General features: G+C 73.2%; 16 protein-coding genes. All 16 read left to right on the forward strand.

Annotated elements, in window-relative coordinates; translation table 11 throughout:
* Positions 1-23: 23 nt before the first annotated feature.
* The gene (locus ACYQ8Q_RS25035; RefSeq protein WP_460067983.1) at positions 24-812 is read left to right on the forward strand and encodes an aldose epimerase family protein; all 789 of its coding nucleotides are present in this window, start codon (positions 24-26) and stop codon (positions 810-812) included.
* A gap of 10 nt (positions 813-822) precedes the next feature.
* Positions 823-1,377: an orotate phosphoribosyltransferase gene (gene pyrE / locus ACYQ8Q_RS25040; RefSeq protein ID WP_460067984.1), complete on the forward strand. Its 555-nt coding sequence runs from the start codon at positions 823-825 to the stop codon at positions 1,375-1,377.
* Between the two features lie 185 nt (positions 1,378-1,562).
* Positions 1,563-2,585, forward strand: a complete 1,023-nt coding sequence (fbaA, locus tag ACYQ8Q_RS25045) for a class II fructose-bisphosphate aldolase (protein WP_460067985.1) — start codon at positions 1,563-1,565, stop codon at positions 2,583-2,585.
* A gap of 69 nt (positions 2,586-2,654) precedes the next feature.
* Positions 2,655-4,124 carry an MFS transporter gene (locus tag ACYQ8Q_RS25050; protein WP_460067986.1) on the forward strand — a complete coding sequence of 490 codons (1,470 nt, stop codon included), beginning with the start codon at positions 2,655-2,657 and terminating at the stop codon, positions 4,122-4,124.
* 104 nt (positions 4,125-4,228) lie between these two features.
* Entirely contained in the window at positions 4,229-4,642 is a 414-nt protein-coding gene (locus tag ACYQ8Q_RS25055) for a DUF3151 domain-containing protein (protein ID WP_460067987.1), read from the forward strand.
* Positions 4,643-4,790: 148 nt separating this feature from the next.
* Positions 4,791-5,630 carry a tryptophan 2,3-dioxygenase family protein gene (locus ACYQ8Q_RS25060; RefSeq protein WP_460067988.1) on the forward strand — a complete coding sequence of 280 codons (840 nt, stop codon included), beginning with the start codon at positions 4,791-4,793 and terminating at the stop codon, positions 5,628-5,630.
* Positions 5,623-6,807, forward strand: coding sequence for a kynureninase (gene kynU, locus ACYQ8Q_RS25065; protein WP_460067989.1), 1,185 nt, complete (start codon positions 5,623-5,625; stop codon positions 6,805-6,807). Before ACYQ8Q_RS25060 ends, kynU begins: the two co-directional genes overlap by 8 nt.
* A gap of 256 nt (positions 6,808-7,063) precedes the next feature.
* On the forward strand, positions 7,064-7,948 hold the full coding sequence (locus tag ACYQ8Q_RS25070) for an alpha/beta hydrolase (protein ID WP_460067990.1): 885 nt from the start codon (positions 7,064-7,066) through the stop codon (positions 7,946-7,948).
* Positions 7,949-8,278: 330 nt separating this feature from the next.
* Positions 8,279-9,244, forward strand: a complete 966-nt coding sequence (locus ACYQ8Q_RS25075) for an alpha/beta hydrolase (RefSeq protein WP_460067992.1) — start codon at positions 8,279-8,281, stop codon at positions 9,242-9,244.
* The gene (locus tag ACYQ8Q_RS25080) at positions 9,237-10,442 is read left to right on the forward strand and encodes an acyltransferase family protein (RefSeq protein WP_460067993.1); all 1,206 of its coding nucleotides are present in this window, start codon (positions 9,237-9,239) and stop codon (positions 10,440-10,442) included. Before ACYQ8Q_RS25075 ends, ACYQ8Q_RS25080 begins: the two co-directional genes overlap by 8 nt.
* A gap of 1 nt (position 10,443) precedes the next feature.
* On the forward strand, positions 10,444-11,904 hold the full coding sequence (locus ACYQ8Q_RS25085; RefSeq protein WP_460067994.1) for a sensor histidine kinase: 1,461 nt from the start codon (positions 10,444-10,446) through the stop codon (positions 11,902-11,904).
* Complete coding sequence (locus ACYQ8Q_RS25090; protein ID WP_460067995.1) at positions 11,901-12,578, forward strand: response regulator; 678 nt, start codon at positions 11,901-11,903, stop codon at positions 12,576-12,578. The genes ACYQ8Q_RS25085 and ACYQ8Q_RS25090 overlap by 4 nt, the downstream gene beginning before the upstream one ends.
* Before the next feature lie 82 nt (positions 12,579-12,660).
* A complete protein-coding gene (locus tag ACYQ8Q_RS25095) occupies positions 12,661-14,013 on the forward strand; it encodes a sensor histidine kinase (protein ID WP_460067996.1) in 1,353 nt (450 codons plus the stop codon).
* Positions 14,010-14,675, forward strand: coding sequence for a response regulator (locus ACYQ8Q_RS25100; protein WP_460067997.1), 666 nt, complete (start codon positions 14,010-14,012; stop codon positions 14,673-14,675). The genes ACYQ8Q_RS25095 and ACYQ8Q_RS25100 overlap by 4 nt, the downstream gene beginning before the upstream one ends.
* A gap of 75 nt (positions 14,676-14,750) precedes the next feature.
* On the forward strand, positions 14,751-15,476 hold the full coding sequence (locus ACYQ8Q_RS25105) for a response regulator transcription factor (RefSeq protein WP_460067998.1): 726 nt from the start codon (positions 14,751-14,753) through the stop codon (positions 15,474-15,476).
* Positions 15,473-16,960 carry a sensor histidine kinase gene (locus ACYQ8Q_RS25110; RefSeq protein ID WP_460068000.1) on the forward strand — a complete coding sequence of 496 codons (1,488 nt, stop codon included), beginning with the start codon at positions 15,473-15,475 and terminating at the stop codon, positions 16,958-16,960. The genes ACYQ8Q_RS25105 and ACYQ8Q_RS25110 overlap by 4 nt, the downstream gene beginning before the upstream one ends.
* Positions 16,961-17,049: the final 89 nt, after the last annotated feature.

A 17,049-nucleotide genomic window follows, 5' to 3' on the forward strand; every position in this document is an offset into this window, starting at 1 on the left:
GATCGGCCCAGTAGGGTCGTCCCGTGAGTGACGAAGAGATCACGCTGACCGCGGGCGACGCGGAGGTGACCGTGCAGCCGGGCAATGGCGGCCGGGTCGGTGGACTGCGCGTCGACGGGCGTCAGCTGCTGCGGCAGGGGGAGCGGTTCGGGTGCTTCCCCATGGTCCCCTGGTGCGGGCGGATCCGCGACGGCCGGTTCCTCGACGGCGCCACCGTCCGCCAGATGCCGCTGAACGCCCCGCCGCACGCCATCCACGGCACCGCCCGCGACGGCGCCTGGAAGGTCGCGCGCGTGACGGCCGACGAGACCGTCCTGACGTACGACCTGGTGGAGCCCTGGCCCCACCCCGGCCGGATCACCCAGATCGTCCGGCTGACCGAGGACTCCCTGACGCTCACCATGGGCGTGGAGACGCACGGCTCGTCCTTCCCGGCGCAGATCGGCTGGCACCCCTGGTTCAACCGCACCCTGGGCGGCCCGGACGTCGAGGTCGCCTTCGAGCCCGCCTGGCAGGAGGAGCGCGGCGAGGACCACCTGCCGACCGGCAACCGCGTCGAGCCGAGGCCCGGCCCCTGGGACGACTGCTTCGGGATGCCCGGCGGCGTCGACGTCACCCTGACCTGGCCGGGGCAGCTCGCGGTGCGGGTGACCAGCCCGGAGAAGTGGGTCGTCGTCTACGACGAGCAGGACGCGGCCGTGTGCGTGGAACCGCAGACCGGCCCGCCGAACGGGCTGAACAGCCTCCCGCGGCTGGTCACGCCCCTGGAGCCGCTGGAGGCCACGACCACCTGGTCCTGGACCCGCCTCTAAGCTGTTCGGCATGACGGACGTGGATGCACGCGGCGCGCTGCTGCAACAGATCAAGGACAAGGCCGTGGTGCACGGCAAGGTGACCCTGTCGTCGGGTCTGGAGGCGGACTACTACGTCGACCTCCGCCGTGTCACCCTGGACGGCGAGGCCGCCCCGCTGGTCGGGCAGGTGCTGCTCGACCTCACGGACGGCCTGGAGTTCGACGCCGTCGGCGGGCTCACCATGGGCGCCGACCCGGTCGCCGCGAGCATGCTGCACGCGGCCGCCGCGCGGGGCCGCAGGCTCGACGCCTTCGTCGTACGGAAGGCGGCGAAGGCCCACGGCCTCCAGCGGCGCGTCGAGGGCCCCGAGATCAAGGGCCGCCGGGTCCTGGTCGTCGAGGACACCTCCACCACCGGCGGCTCCCCGCTCGCGGCCGTGGAGGCCGTGCGCGAGGCGGGCGCCGAGGTCGTCGCCGTCGCCACGATCGTGGACCGCGCGACCGGCGCCGACGAGAAGATCCGCGAGGGCGCGGGCGTGCCGTATCTGTTCGCCTTCTCGAAGGATGAACTGGGTCTGGACTGACCAGCCCTTTTGACCTGGACTTGCCCAGGATGCGGACCGGGCGTGGACCAGGCATGGACCATCCGCGCATCTCTGGAAAGATGGGGACGACGATGACGTCGCACCCAAGGTCTAGGTCAGGGCCGTAGCACTACGCGTACGCGTGTACGCACATCGCCAACCCGCAGATACCAAGGAGCGGACAGATGCCCATCGCAACCCCCGAGGTCTACAACGAGATGCTCGACCGGGCGAAGGCAGGCAAGTTCGCCTACCCGGCCATCAACGTCACCTCGACCCAGACCCTGCACGCGGCGCTGCGCGGCTTCGCCGAGGCGGAGAGCGACGGCATCGTCCAGATCTCCACGGGTGGCGCCGAGTTCCTGGGCGGCCAGTACAGCAAGGAGATGGTGACGGGCTCCGTCGCCCTCGCCGAGTTCGCGCACATCGTGGCCGAGAAGTACCCGGTCACCGTGGCCCTGCACACCGACCACTGCCCGAAGGACAAGCTCGACGGGTACGTACGTCCGCTGCTCGCGGTCTCCGAGGAGCGCGTGAAGGCCGGCCGCAACCCGCTGTTCCAGTCGCACATGTGGGACGGCTCGGCCGAGACCCTCGCCGACAACCTCGCGATCGCGCAGGAGCTGCTGGCCCGCGCCGCCGCCGCGAAGATCATCCTCGAGGTGGAGATCACCCCGACCGGCGGCGAGGAGGACGGCGTCTCCCACGAGATCAACGACTCGCTGTACACCACGGTCGAGGACGCGATCCGCACGGTCGAGGCGCTGGGCCTGGGCGAGAAGGGCCGCTACCTGCTGGCGGCCTCCTTCGGCAACGTCCACGGCGTGTACAAGCCGGGCAACGTCGTCCTCCGTCCCGAGCTGCTGAAGGAGCTGAACGACGGCGTCGCCGCCAAGTTCGGCAAGCAGTCCCCGTTCGACTTCGTCTTCCACGGCGGCTCCGGCTCCACCGAGCAGGAGATCGCGACCGCGCTGGAGAACGGCGTCATCAAGATGAACCTCGACACGGACACCCAGTACGCCTTCACGCGTCCGGTGGCCGCCCACATGTTCAAGAACTACGACGGCGTCCTCAAGGTCGACGGCGAGGTCGGCTCCAAGTCGACCTACGACCCGCGCACCTGGGGCAAGCTGGCCGAGGCGAGCATGGCCGCGCGGGTCGTCGAGGCCACGCAGAACCTGCGCTCGGCGGGTCAGAAGATCAAGTAGGCGTCCTTCGCAGGTCGTTTCACGGTGAGCCCGGTGCTTCGGCACCGGGCTCGCGGTATACCTGGGGGCATGCCCGAAGTCCGGATGGCGTCCCCGCAGGGCAAGTGGATCCTGTTCACCACGGTCCTCGGCTCCAGCATGGCCCTGCTGGACTCGACCGTCGTCAATGTGGCCCTGCCCCGGATCGGGGAGGACCTGGACGCCGACCTCGCCGCGCTCCAGTGGACCGTCAACGCGTACATGCTGACGCTGGCCGGTCTGATCCTGCTGGGCGGCTCCCTGGGGGACCGCTACGGGCGCCGGAAGGTGTTCGTCGTCGGGGTGGTGTGGTTCGCCACCGCCTCGCTGCTGTGCGGGCTCGCGCCGAGCGCGGGCGTGCTGATCGCCGCGCGGGCGTTGCAGGGGGTCGGCGGCGCGCTCCTCACGCCGGGCTCCCTGGCGCTGATCCAGGCGTCCTTCCACCCCGACGACCGGGGGCGGGCCGTGGGCCTGTGGTCGGGGTTCGGGGGCATCGGGGCGGCCGTGGGGCCCTTCCTGGGCGGCTGGCTGGTGGACGGGCCGGGCTGGCGGTGGGTGTTCCTGCTCAACGTGCCGCTGGCCCTGGTGTGCGTGCCGGTGGCGCTGCGGCACGTACCCGAGTCGAGTGCGGGAGGGCAGGCGCAGGGCCGCTTCGACGTCCTGGGGGCCGTCCTGGGCGCGCTGGCCCTCGGGCTGGTGACCTACGCGCTCATCGAGGCGGGCGAGGGGTCCTGGGCCGTCGTCCTCACCGCGGTGGCCGGGGTGGCCGCCGGGGTGGCGTTCGTCCGCGTCGAGCGGAGTCGGCCCGATCCGATGATGCCGCTCGGTATCTTCGCCTCCCGCCAGTTCACCGCCGTCAACCTGGTCACCCTGTGTGTGTACGCGGCGCTCGGCGGCTACTTCTTCCTCTCCGTGGTGCAGTTCCAGGTCGTCGCCGGGTACTCCGCGCTCGGCGCCGGTACGGCGTTGCTGCCGGCGACCGCGCTCATGCTGCTGTTCTCGGCGAGGTCCGGCGAACTGGCCAACCGCATCGGCCCGCGCATCCCCCTCACGGTCGGCCCGCTGGTGTGCGCCACGGGCATGCTGCTGATACTGCGGGTCGGGGCGGACGCCTCCTACCCCGCAGACGTGCTGCCCGCCGTGCTGGTGGTCGGCCTCGGCCTGGTCACCCTGGTCGCCCCGCTGACCGCGACCGTCCTGGCCTCGGTGGACGTCAGCCGGGCCGGTCTGGCCAGCGGGATCAACAACGCGGCGGCCCGTGCGGCGGGGCTCGTCTCCGTGGCCGCGCTGCCGTTGCTGACCGGGATGGGCCCGGACGCGTACCGCTCGCCGGACGCCTTCGACGACGCGTTCCGGCGGGCGATGGTGTGGTGCGCCGGGGCGCTGGTGGTGGGCGCCGTGATCGCCTTCACGACGGTACGGCGGCCCGCACCGGACTGCACCCGGCCGGAGTGCCTCACCCACGGCAGCGTGACGGCCCCGCCCCTGGAGGGCCGACGAGCACGGCGGCGGCTCGGCTAGGGCCCGTCGTTCGGATCAGGCCGCAGGAGAGTGACGGTGCCTTCGGGCCGACCCCGCGTCTGCGGCGTGATCCGAACGGCAGGTCCTGGGTCCACACTGGACCCATGTCGATTCACGAAAACCTCCTCGGAGGCCCGCCCCCGACCCATCTCCCCGACGACCCGGAGCCCCGCGACCTCCTGGCGAACGGCACGGCGCCCGCAGACGTCGCCGCGAAGTACCCGACGTCCTCGCTGGCCTGGGCCAGCCTCGCGGACGACGCCTTCGAGCGGGGCTCGGTGGTGGAGTCGTACGCGTACGCCCGTACGGGGTACCACCGTGGTCTGGACGCCCTGCGCCGCAGCGGCTGGAAGGGCCACGGCCCGGTCCCCTGGGAGCACGAGCCGAACCGCGGCTTCCTGCGCGCCCTGCACGCCCTCGCCCGCGCCGCGCAAGCGATCGGCGAGAAGGAGGAGTACGAGCGCTGCTCGCAGTTCCTGCAGGACTCCTCCCCGACGGCGGCCCAGACCCTGGGATAGCGCCGTTTTCTGATGCGGGGGCCCGTCCGTGATGCGGGCGGGCCTTGCGGGATCCGCTCCCGATGCGCAAGATGCGGGTGGGGACCGGGGCCCCCGTGTCGGAATCGGCAGGGGCGGACCGCTACCCGGAGTACAGCAGGAGACAGCGATGTCCCATGAGGCTCACGAAACTCAGGAGCCCGAGACCCCGCATCTCGACTTCGACGGCACCACGCCGTACGAGGACTACGTCAGGGCAGACGTTCTCACCCACCTCCAGCACACCCTCTCCGACGATCCCGGAGAGATGGTCTTCCTGGTCACGACCCAGGTCATGGAGCTGTGGTTCACGGTCATCGTCCACGAGTGGGAGACGGCGGCCGGCGCGCTGCGCGCGGACGACGTGCAGGTCGCGATCGACGCGCTGAAGCGTTCCGTACGGGAGCTGGAGGCGCTGAACGCCTCCTGGCGGCCGCTCGCCCAGCTCACCCCCGCCCAGTTCAACTCCTACCGGGGCGCCCTCGGCGAGGGCTCCGGTTTCCAGTCGGCGATGTACCGGCGGATGGAGTTCCTGCTCGCCGAGAAGTCCGCGTCCATGCTGGTCCCGCACCGCGGCGCGCCCCGTGTCCACGCCGAGCTGGAGAAGGCGCTGCACGAGCCCAGCCTCTACGACGAGGTGCTGCGGCTGCTGGCCCGCCGGGGCCACCCGGTCCCGGACGCCGTCCTGACGCGGGACGTCTCGCAGCGCTACGAGCCCTCCGAAGACGTCGAGGCCGTGTGGACCGCTCTGTACGCCGGTGACGGTTCCGACGAACTCGCCCGTCTAGGCGAGGCGTTGACGGATGTCGCCGAGCTGGTGTGGCGCTGGCGCAACGACCATCTGGTCGCCACCCGGCGCGCGATGGGCGCCAAGGCGGGCACCGGCGGCTCGGCCGGTGTGGCCTGGCTGGAGAAGCGCGCCCAGAAGAACGTCTTCCCGGAGCTGTGGACGGCGAGGTCGTATGTCTGACCTCACCGTCAAGGCACGGGAGCTGGACTCCGGTGACCAACTCGCCGACAAGCGAGCCGAGTTCGTCCTCGACGACGCCGTCTACCTCGACGGCAACTCGCTGGGCGCGCTGCCCGCCGCCGTCCCCGGACGCGTCGCGGACGTGGTCCGCCGGCAGTGGGGCGAGCTGCGCATCCGCTCGTGGGACGAGAGCGGCTGGTGGACCGCGCCCGAGCGGATCGGCGACCGGATCGCCCCGCTGGTGGGCGCCGCGGCCGGGCAGATCGTGGTCGGCGACTCGACCAGCGTCAACGTCTTCAAGGCGCTGGTGGGCGCGGTGCGTATCGCGGGGGAGGGGCGCGACGAGATCCTCGTCGACGCGACCACCTTCCCCACGGACGGCTACCTCGCCGAGTCGGCGGCCCGGATGACCGGCCGGATCCTGCGTCCGGTCCTCCCGGCGCAGGTGCCGGACGCGCTGTCGGAGCGTACGGCGGCCGTCCTGCTCAACCACGTCGACTACCGCACCGGCCGGCTGCACGACCTGCCCTCGCTCACCGCCGCCGTGCGCGCGGCGGGCGCGGTCTCCGTCTGGGACCTGTGCCACAGCGCGGGCGCCCTGCCGGTCGGTCTGGACGAGCACGGCGTGGACCTCGCGGTCGGCTGCACCTACAAGTACCTGAACGGCGGCCCCGGTTCACCGGCGTACCTGTATGTGCGCGGCGGACTCCAGGACCGCTTCGACTCCCCGCTGCCCGGCTGGAACTCGCATGCCGAGCCGTTCGGGATGCGGGGCGACTACGAGCCGGCCGAGGGCGCGGTGCGCGGCCGGGTCGGCACCCCGGACATCCTGTCCATGCTCGCCTTGGAGGCGGCACTCGACGTCTGGGAGGGCGTCTCGATCGAGGCGGTCCGGGCCAAGTCCCTTTCCCTGACCGACTTCTTCCTGGAGTGCGTCGCGGAGTACGTCCCCGAGGGGCGCGTCGAGTCGCTGACTCCGGCGCGTCACGAGGAGCGCGGGAGCCAGGTGGCGCTGCGCTGCTCGGACGCCGGCGAGGTCATGCGGCAGCTGGTCGAACGCGGGGTCGTCGGTGACTTCCGCCGCCCTGACGTGCTGCGATTCGGTTTCACCCCGCTGTACGTCGGCTTCGCGGACGTCGAGCGGGCGGCCTTGGTGCTGGGGGAGATCCTGGGCTGACGGTCCTCGAACCCATGTGCCGACCACCGGTGTGCTGAGTGAAGCCGGTGGTCGGCTGCGTATGGGGGTGGGGTGCGCGACGGGTACGGAGGTGGGGCGGGGCGGTGCGTACAGAACCGTTTACCCTCACCGAGCGTGACATCCGCGTGTCCGCGCACGTCACGGGCCTGATACCGTCCCCGCCAACGGCCGAAATTCTCACCTGGTCCGCCACCCCGTACCGTCCAAAACCGTTTCGTCGCTGAGAGGTTGGAGCATGCCGGACGACGTCGTCGCTGCCCGGGCCGTTGCCGAGGAGAAGTCGGCCTTCTCGCACCCGCCCGTCGACCCCGACGCCACCGCCGCCTACGGCGACCACCCCGACCAGGTGATCGACTTCTACGCCCCGAAGACACCGGCCGGTCCGGGCGGCTCCGTGCCCCTGGTCGTGGTGCTGCACGGGGGTGCGTGGCGGGCGCCGTACGACCGGCGGCACATCACGCCGTTCGCCGACTATCTGGCGCACCGCGGGTTCGCCGTGGCCAACGTGGAGTACCGGCGGGGCGCGGAGGGCGCGGCCGGGCGCGGCACGCCCCCGGTCGCGGGGCGCTGGCCCGACACCTTCGACGACGTCGCCGCGGCCCTCGACGCGCTGCCCGCGCTCGCCCGGCAGGCGCTGCCGCAGGCCGACGCCCGCCGGACCGTGCTCACCGGCCACTCCGCGGGCGGCCACCTCGCGTTGTGGGCGGCGGCCCGGCACGTCCTGCCCGCCGACGCCGCCTGGCGCACGGCCGGGTCCACCGCGCTGCGGGGGGTCGTCGCGCTCGCCCCGATCGCGGACTTCACGGTCGCGGAGAAACTGGACGTGTGTGGGGGTGCCGCCCGGCAACTCCTGGGCGGCGAGGAGCTGTTCACCGAACGCCGGCCGTACGCCGACCCGGCGCTCCTGCTGCCGACCGGTATCGCGACGACCCTCGTCCAGGGCCGCACGGACCTGGTCGTGCCCCAGCCGGTCGCCGAGGCGTACGCGGACGCGGCGGCCAAGGCGGGCGAGGTGGTGGGGCTGACCCTGCTGGAGGACGTGGGCCACTTCCCGCTGATCGATCCGGTGGCGGACGCCTGCGCGGTGGTGGCGGAGGAGATCGCCCAGCTGGCGTGGTGAGCCGCCCCGGGAGGGCGTGCCTGTCGTACCCGTAGTACCTGAGAGCTACGCCGCGGGACAGCTCCTCAGCGGGACGCGGACGACGCGCCGCGATCCGTAACTTCCAAGCCTGGCAGGCCCGATGACGGGCGAACCGGCGCGGAGGGGCGGGCATCGGGCATGCGCGGGTGGGGGCGACGGAACACGGACGGTGCGGGGCGGGGCCGTGCGGAGCAGGCCGGGCGGGACCAGGAAGCGGTAGGCGGGCAGGGGCCTGACGAGGGTGTCGGGCGCGTCCGCGAGGAGGTGGTCGGGCGGGGCCGCGCAGCGGGCGCGGGGCGCGACCGTGAAGTGAGGGGCGCGCGGGGGCGGCGTCGGCTGAGGGTGCTGCCGGCCGTGCTGGTCACCGCCGCCGTGGTCGTGCCGCTCACCGCGGCGGCCCGGCCCGCCGTCCCCGCGCCCGCTCCCGCGCACCTCGCCCCGCTGACGGCGGCGACGCTCGACGAGGCCTACGCCGCGAACCGGGCCAACGCCGCCCTGGCGTCCCGGACGGCCGCGGCCCACGGCGACAGCCACCGCGCGGCGGCCGACCGGGAGATGGCCGCCCCCTCGCGCAAGCTGCTCGCCTTCGACGGCCGGGGCGAGGGCCGGGCCACGGAGGTGTTCGGGGATCTCGCCCACGCCGACCGGGTCGCGGTCCTCGTCCCGGGCTCCGACACCTCGCTGGACACCTACGGCCGCTTCCGCGCGGGCGCCTCGGCCCTGCACGAGCGGCTCTCCCACGAGCCCGGCGGCAGCCGTACGGCGGTGGTGGCCTGGCTCGGCTACACCACCCCGGCCACGGTCGGCACGACGGTGCTCACCCCGACCCGCGCCGAGGAAGCCGCCCCGCGGCTCGGGGAGTTCCTGCGCGAGTTGCGCGCCGTCACCGGCCCGGGCGCCCAGGTCTCCCTCCTGTGCCACTCGTACGGCTCGGTCGTGTGCGGCCGCTCCGCCGCCCACCTGGACGTGGACGACATCGTCCTGCTCGGCAGCCCCGGCACCGGCGCGGACACCGCGGCCGGCCTCCACACCCGGGCGCGCGTCTGGGCGGCCCGGGGCGCCGACGACTGGGTGGCGCACGTGCCCCACGTCAGGGCCGACCTGTTCGGCACGACGGTCGGCTTCGGCACCGACCCGGTCTCCCCGGCCTTCGGCGCCCGGGTGTTCCGCGCCGGCGACGGCGGCCACAGCGACTACTTCTCCCCGGGCTCGGCCTGTCTGGCCAACCTCGCCCGGATCGTGCTCGGCGAGACGACGGAGGTGACCCGTGTCTGACATCCGCGCGACCTCGGGCGTACGGCGCGCCGCTGCCCGGATCCATGACGGCACACCCCCGCACCGCGACCGTGCCGTGGACGCCCTGCGGGCCCTGGCCATCCTCGGGGTGGTCCTCGGCCACTGGCTGGTGACCGCCCTCGTCGCCGACGGCGACACCCTGCGCGCGGCGAGCCCGCTCGGCACCATGCCCTGGCTGGCGCCCGTCTCCTGGGCGTTCCAGACGCTCGCGGTGTTCTTCATGGTGGGCGGCCATGTCGCGACCCGGGGCCTCGCCTCGGCCCGCGCCCGCGGCACGGCGTACGGCACCTGGCTGCGGGCGCGGCTGTCCCGGCTGTTCCTGCCGGTCACGGCGGTGCTGGCGGTGTGGGCGGTGACCACGGCGGGCCTGCTGCTGGGCGGCGCCTCCTTCGTCACCGTGCACACCGTGGTGAAGCTGGCGCTGTCCCCGCTGTGGTTCCTGCTGGTGTTCGCCGCGCTCACGGCCGCGACCCCGCTGCTGACCCGGCTCAGTCCGCTGTGGCCGCTGGCGGTCGTCCTCCACGTGGACCTGGTGCGGTTCGGCCTGGGCGGCCCGGCCTGGCTCGGCTGGGTGAACCTGGCGGCCGGCTGGCTGGTGCCGTACACCCTCGGCGCGGCCTGGTCCCGGGGCGAGCTGGAGCGCCCGCGCGCGGGCTGGACCCTGCTCCTCGGGGGTGCCGCGGCGACGGCGGTCCTGGTGGCCTTCGCGGGCTACCCGGCGTCGATGGTGGGGGTGCCCGGCGCGGCGGTCTCCAACCTCGACCCGCCGACCCTGGCCGCCGTCACCTTCGGCCTCGCCCAGTGCGGACTGGCCCTGCTGCTGCGCGAGCGGCTGCGCCGCGCCCTGCGGCGGCCGGTGGCCTGGGCGGCGGTGGCACTGGTCAACCTCTCCGCGATGACGGTGTTCCTGTGGCACCAGACGGCGATGATGGCGACCACCGCGACGGCCCTCCCGGCCGGCCGCCTCCCCGGTCTGCACACCCGGCCCGACGGGCTGGAGTGGGTCGCGGACCGGCTGCTGTGGCTGCCGGTGTTCGCCCTGGTGCTGGGGGTGTGCTGGGCGGCGTTCCACGGCTTCGAGTCCGCCACGGCCCGCCGCGGGGGCGGGCGGACGCGTGTGGTGCGGGCCGGAGGGCCGCCGGAGGCTTCGGGCCTGCGCGAGGCCCATCGTGTCTAGGGTGGTGCGGACGAACGGGGTGGAGAGGGTGCTGACCGGGGTGCAGAACTGGGCGGTCCGCGGTGCGCGGACGCTGCGCGACGACCTGTGGACGGCCAGAGCGGACCCGCTCCCGCCCTCCGTCTGGCTGCGCTGGCTGCCGCACGGCCTGGTCTGCCTGGTCGCGTTCGGCACCACGGTCGCCAACTTCGACCAGATGATCGACGGCTACCAGCTCGGTGTGCAGTACGGCACGGTGTGCGCGCTGCTGCAGGGAGCGGCGGTGGTGCTGGCGCTGTGGCGGCCGGTACCGGCGTGGTGGCTGTCCCTGACGGTCACGGTGGTGGCCGCGGTGGGCGCCCGGAGCGTGATGCTCGCCGACCTCAACCCCCGCGCAGCTCAATGGCCGTTGGGTGAGCCCCTTCCCGACTCGGCGCCGGATCTCCCCAGCTGGCCCTGGGGCCCGCCCGGGCTGATCGCGCACTGCCTGGTGCTGTTGCTGCTCGCGCTGCGGCTGCCCACCCGGATCGCCGTCGAGGTGCTGGCCCTGACGGCACTCGCCACCTACCTGGTCCAAGGGGTGCTGGGCGGCGTGAGCTACACACCGACCGGGGTGCTCGCGGTGATCCTGTTCGCCGCCGTCGTCCTCGTCGGCACCGCCCTGCGCGGCCGCCGGGTGGCCCGCACCCAGCTCGTCGAGCAGGCCGGCATCACCGCCGAGGAACGCGCCCGCCGCACCCTCCTGGAGGAGCGCAACCGCATCGCGCGCGAGCTGCACGACGTGGTCGCCCACCACATGTCGGTCATCTCCATCCAGGCCCAGGTCGCCCCTCACCTGGTGGAGAACCCCTCCGAGGAACTCAGGGAGAACCTCGCCGGCATCCGGCAGAACGCGCTGGAGGCGCTCACCGAACTGCGCCGGGTGCTCGGCGTGCTGCGCTCGGAGAACCCCGAGGACCCCTACGGCCTCGGCGCGGCCGGCACCGGCAGCGCCCCGGACACCCCGCAGCCCACGCTCGACCGTCTCGACGCCCTCCTGGAGAACACCCGGGCGGCCGGGCTGGACGTCGCCGCCACCGTCAAGGGTGAGCCGCCCGCCTACTCGCCGGGCGTGCAGCTGTCGGCGTACCGGATAGTCCAGGAGGCGCTGAGCAACGCCCTGCGGCATGCGCCGGGTTCCCAGGTCCTGGTCCGGGTCGTCCACCAGTCCCGGGGCCTGTCCCTGGAGGTCATCAACGGCCGCCCGAGCGGTCCCGTCCGGCCCTCGCCGGGCGCGGGGCACGGCCTGCTCGGCATGCGGGAGCGGGCGGCGATGCTCGGCGGCCATGTCGTGGCCCACCCGACCCTGCACGGCGGGTTCTCCGTCCTGGCGTTCCTCCCGAGGGACGGCGTCGCCCTCTCCGACCCCGACCCCGGGACCCCGGAGGACCTGGAACTCGTCTTCCCGGACGACCCGCCCCCAGCAGAGAAGGAGGAACGATGACGAGCGGTGACACCATCCGTGTACTGATCGCCGACGACCAGCAGATGGTGCGGCAGGGCTTCACCGTGCTGCTCAACGCCCACCCCGGCATCGAGGTGATCGGGCAGGCGGTGAACGGCCTGGACGCCATCGCCCTGGTCGCCGAACTCCTCCCGGACGTCGTCCTGATGGACATCCGGATGCCGGGGCTCGGCGGCGTCGACGCCACCCGCCACATCACCCTCGCGCACCCCGCCGTCAAGGTGCTGGTGCTCACCACCTTCGACCTCGACGAGTACGTGTACGAGGCCCTGTCCGCCGGGGCGTCCGGCTTCCTGCTGAAGGACGCCTCGGCGGACCAGCTCGCGGAGGCCGTCCGGGTCGTGGCGGCCGGCGACGCCCTGCTCGCCCCCGGCATCACCCGCAAGCTGATCGCCGAGTTCTCCCGGCTGAACAGCACCCCGCGCCCTCCGCAGAAGGAGCGCGTCGGCGATCTCACCGAGCGCGAGACGGAGGTGCTCGCCCTGATCGCGCAGGGCCTGTCCAACGCGGAGATCGCACGGGAACTCGTCGTCGCCGAGCAGACCGTGAAGACGCACGTGGGCCGCATCCTGGTCAAACTGGGCCTGCGGGACCGCACCCAGGCGGCGGTGTTCGCGTACGAGTCGGGGCTGGTCCGGCCCTCCGGGTACTGACCCGTAGTACTTGAGGGGGATCCGCCGGAACCCCTCTCCATGGTGACGACCGCGACCCCCTTGCCCGCCTACCGTTTTGACCGTGACCGAGACGACGCAGACCCATCTGCCGCCCCAGGACGACCCGTACGGCGCCTATCAGCCGAAGAGCCCGGAGGTCCGGGCGGCCATGGACGCTCTGCGTGGGATGAAGAAGGACCTGTTCGACGACGCGCTGGCCTACCGCCCGCTGCCCCCGAAGGAGCCCACGGGCCGCTTCACGAAGGGGCTGCGGGGCCGCAGACGGGAGTACGCGACCTACTCGCGGCACATCCTGGTCGGGGCGGCCGGCGCGGTGGCGGTGCTGGCCTCCGTGATGCCCGCCGGAGGCGACTCGGTGTCCGTGCTGAGCGGACTGCTGGTCCTGGTGCCGGTGCTGCTGACGCTGGTCCGGCCGGCCGCCGCGTTCTGGGCGTCGCTCGCCTCGACCACGGCGGTCGCCCTGCTCGGCGAGACCTACGGCAACTGGCCCTGGCTGCCGCCCAGTTTCATCTCCCACCTGGGCGTGCTCACGGTGGTGGCGATCCGTACCCGCCCGCGCACGGCCGCCTGGATGTGGGTGTTCACGGCCGCCTACGGCTTCATCGCCGAGACCGTCTTCGGCTGGAGCCACTACGCCACGAACGTCGGGCCCATGATGGTCACCTCCGCGCTGGTCCTGCTCGGCGTCACGGTCCGGCACATACGCCGGCAGGCCGAGCAGGAGGTGACGGCCCAGCAGACCGTGACCGCCCACGAGCGCTCCCGGCGCACCCTCCTGGAGGAGCGCACGACGATCGCCCGCGAGCTGCACGACGTGGTCGCCCACCACATGTCGGTGGTCGCCATCCAGGCGGAGGCCGCCCCCTACCGGGTGGAGAACCCGCCGGAGGAGCTGGAGAAGGCCTTCGTCACGATCCGGGAGAACGCGGTGGCGGCCCTCACCGAGCTGCGCCGGGTGCTGGGCGTGGTCCGCGCCGAGGACTACGAGGCGCCGGACGCCCCCCAGCCCACCCTCGCCGACCTGGACGCGCTCCTCGCCAATGTGCGGGAGACCGGCCTGGACGTCGAGAAGGTGGTCACGGGCGCGGCCCGGGAACTCCCGCAGGGCGTCGAGCTGTCGGCGTACCGCATCGCCCAGGAGGCCCTGAGCAACACCCTGCGGCACGCCCCCGGGGCGAGCGCCCGGGTGGAGATCGGCTATGTGCTCGGCGGGCTGGGGCTGCGCGTGGTCAACGACCCGCCGCCCAACCCCGCGCTGGTGAAGCCCTCGCCCGGCGCCGGGCACGGCATCACGGGGATGCGTGAGCGGGTGAGCATGCTGAACGGCGAGATGACCGCGGAGCCCACCCCGGCCGGGGGCTACGAGGTGACGGTGTTCCTGCCCGTACCGGCCGCGAGCGAGAGTGGCGCATGACGATCAGGGTTCTGATAGCCGACGACCAGATGATGGTGCGCGAGGGCTTCTCGGTCCTGCTGAACGCGATGCCGGACATCGAGGTCGTCGGCGAGGCGGTCAACGGCCGTGAGGCGGTGGACCGGGTCCGTGAGCTGTCCCCCGACGTGGTCCTGATGGACATCCGGATGCCCGAGCTGAACGGCATCGACGCGACCCGGGAGATCGTGGCGGCGGACGAGGCGGCGAAGGTCCTGGTGCTGACCACCTTCGACCTCGACGAGTACGTGTACCAGGCGCTGCGCGCGGGGGCCTCCGGCTTCCTCCTCAAGGACGCCTCGGCCCGCCAGCTCGCGGACGGGGTCCGGGTGGTGGCGGCCGGCGAGGCGCTGCTCGCCCCCTCCGTCACCAGGCGTCTGATCACCGAGTTCTCGAAGCTGTCGACCAGCCTCGTGCTGCCCCGCGGCGCCCAGGCCGCCTACGGTGATCTGACCGAGCGGGAGACGGAGGTCCTGGTGCTGATCGCGCAGGGCCTGTCCAACGTCGAGATAGCGGGCCGGCTGGTGGTCGCCGAGTCCACCATCAAGACCCATGTGAGCCGGATCCTGGTCAAGCTGGGGCTGCGGGACCGGACCCAGGCGGCGGTGTTCGCGTACGAGGCGAGACTGGTGACACCGGGCTGACCCGGGTCCGCTGGCTACCATGACCCCGGTTTCCGGTGCTCGACCGACCGACCGAGAGCGAGAGAAGGGCAACGCATGTCCGGCGCTTCCGAGACGCGTGGCGGCGCGGTGCGGGTACTGATCGTCGACGACGAGCCCGAGCTCACCGAGCTGCTGTCCGCGGCCGTGACCGAGGCGGGCTGGCGGCCCTTCGCGGCGGGCGACGGACGTGGCGCGCTGCGGCTGGCACGGGACTGCGCCCCGCACGTCGTCGTCCTGGACGGGATGCTGCCGGACCTGGACGGGATCCAGGTGCTGCGCCGGCTCAGGAGCGAGAACCCGCGGCTTCCGGTGCTGATGCTCACCGCCCGCGACGCACTGGAGCACCGGCTGGACGGACTGTCGTCCGGCGCGGACGACTACATCACCAAGCCGTTCTCGCTGGAGGAGGTCATGCTGCGGGTGCGCGGGCTGCTGCGCCGGGCCGGGCTGCCCGAGGAGGCGGCCGACGGGTCGGTGCGGACCCTGGGGGACCTCGTGCTGGCCGAGCGGACCCGGGAGGTGCAGCGCGGCGGGACGCCGATCGCGCTGACGACCAAGGAGTTCGACCTGCTGCGGTTCCTCATGAGCCATCCGCACCAGGTGCTGAGCAAGGCGCAGATCCTGGACCATGTGTGGAACGCGTCGTTCGACGGCGAGGGGAACCTGGTCGAGGTCTACATCCACGGCCTGCGGGCGAAGATCGACAAGGGGCGGGTCCCGATGATCCGCACGGTCCGCGGGGTCGGGTACGCGATCCGGGCCGCGGACGACGGGGCATGAGGTTCTTCCGGCGCGGGGCGGGCTCCGGGGCCCGTCCGGGGTGGCGTTCGCTGAGGGTCCGGCTGGTGCTGTTCGTGTCCGTGACGCTGGCGGTGGTGTGCGCGGCGATGGCGCTCACCACGGTGTACGTGCAGCGCGTGTATCTGCTGGGGGACCTGGACCAGCGGGTCACGAACGCGGCGGAGCGCAGCCAGGGCGGCTTGCAGCGCCGGACCGGAGGGGCGACGGACCTGGGGTTCCTCAACGAACGCGGGCAGCCCACCGGCACCCTGGCGGCGCGGTTCGCCGACGGGAAGGTCAACGCCGCCGAGGTGGTGACCGAGGACGGCCGTCAGCAGGTGCTCGGCGCCGCCCAGCGGGCCGCGCTGAACGGGATCACCCCCGACGGTTCGCTGCACACCCGCACGGTCCCCGGCCTGGGCACCTACCGGGTGACCGCGATCGGCGGCGACGGGGTCCCCGTGCTGGCCGGGCTCCCGATGGACGGGATCCAGCAGGTGATCGACCGGCTGATGGTGCTCGAGTCGGTGATCACGGGGGTCGGTCTGACGGCCGCGGCCTGCGCCTGCGCGGTGGTCATCCGGCGCCAGCTGCGTCCGCTCGGCCGGGTCGCGGCCACCGCCGCCGAGGTGGCCCGGGTGCCGCTGAACCGCGGGGAGGTCACGGACCTGGCCCGGGTCGCCGCCCGGGACACCGACCCCGGCACCGAGGCCGGCCAGGTGGGCGCCGTGCTCAACCGGCTGATCGACCATGTCGAGGCCTCGCTGGCCGAACGCCAGGCCACCGAGCAGCGGATGCGCCGGTTCCTCACCGACGCCAGCCATGAACTGCGCACCCCGCTCGCCTCGATCGCGGGCTACGCCGAGTTCATGAACGGCGGCAGCACGACCATCGAGCCGGAGCTCGCCTGGCACCGGGTCTCGGCGCAGTCGGCGCGGATGACCGACCTCGTCGAGGATCTGCTGCTGCTCGCCCGGCTCGACGAGGGGCGGCCCCTGCGGCGGGCCGAGGTGAACATCGCGACGCTGGTGGCCGAGGCGGTGTGGGACGCGCAGGCCGCGGGCGGCGACCACGACTGGCAGCTCGCGCTGCGCCTGGACACCCCGGTGACGGTCGTCGCCGACCCGTCCCGGCTGCACCAGGTGATCGCCAACCTGCTGGCCAACGCCCGGATCCACACACCGGCGGGGACGAGGATCACGGTGATCGTGGAGGCGACGGAGACGGGGGAGGCCGAGGGGCCGCACTGTGTCATCCGCGTCCGGGACGACGGCCCCGGCATCCCGCCCGAGCTGCTCCCCACCGTCTTCGAGCGCTTCACCCGCGCCGACGCCTCGCGCTCCCGGGCGGCCGGTGCGCAGGGCGGTTCCGGGCTGGGTCTGGCCATCGCCGCGGCGATCACCGAGGCGCACGGCGGCCGGGTCGAGGTGGTGAGCGAGCCGGGGTGCACGGAGTTCTCGGTGACGCTCCCGCTCGGAGCCTGAGGGAGCCTGAGGGTGTCTGAAGGAGTCTAAGGACTCTCACAGAACCCCAGGTCAGAGCCTGTCCCGCGGCCTCCCGCGGGTCCCTTTCG

It is taken from the genome of Streptomyces sp. YKOK-I1, from assembly GCF_054660435.1.

Bases quoted from the DNA above. Each gene is read 5' to 3' on its own strand.
- kynU (WP_460067989.1), top strand. From the start codon at position 5,623: ATGTCTGACCTCACCGTCAAGGCACGGGAGCTGGACTCCGGTGACCAA.
- ACYQ8Q_RS25090 (WP_460067995.1), top strand. From the start codon at position 11,901: ATGACGAGCGGTGACACCATCCGTGTACTGATCGCCGACGACCAGCAG.
- ACYQ8Q_RS25060 (WP_460067988.1), top strand. From the start codon at position 4,791: ATGTCCCATGAGGCTCACGAAACTCAGGAGCCCGAGACCCCGCATCTC.
- ACYQ8Q_RS25055 (WP_460067987.1), top strand. From the start codon at position 4,229: ATGTCGATTCACGAAAACCTCCTCGGAGGCCCGCCCCCGACCCATCTC.
- ACYQ8Q_RS25100 (WP_460067997.1), top strand. From the start codon at position 14,010: ATGACGATCAGGGTTCTGATAGCCGACGACCAGATGATGGTGCGCGAG.
- fbaA (WP_460067985.1), top strand. From the start codon at position 1,563: ATGCCCATCGCAACCCCCGAGGTCTACAACGAGATGCTCGACCGGGCG.
- pyrE (WP_460067984.1), top strand. From the start codon at position 823: ATGACGGACGTGGATGCACGCGGCGCGCTGCTGCAACAGATCAAGGAC.
- ACYQ8Q_RS25110 (WP_460068000.1), top strand. From the start codon at position 15,473: ATGAGGTTCTTCCGGCGCGGGGCGGGCTCCGGGGCCCGTCCGGGGTGG.
- ACYQ8Q_RS25070 (WP_460067990.1), top strand. From the start codon at position 7,064: ATGCCGGACGACGTCGTCGCTGCCCGGGCCGTTGCCGAGGAGAAGTCG.
- ACYQ8Q_RS25050 (WP_460067986.1), top strand. From the start codon at position 2,655: ATGCCCGAAGTCCGGATGGCGTCCCCGCAGGGCAAGTGGATCCTGTTC.
- ACYQ8Q_RS25105 (WP_460067998.1), top strand. From the start codon at position 14,751: ATGTCCGGCGCTTCCGAGACGCGTGGCGGCGCGGTGCGGGTACTGATC.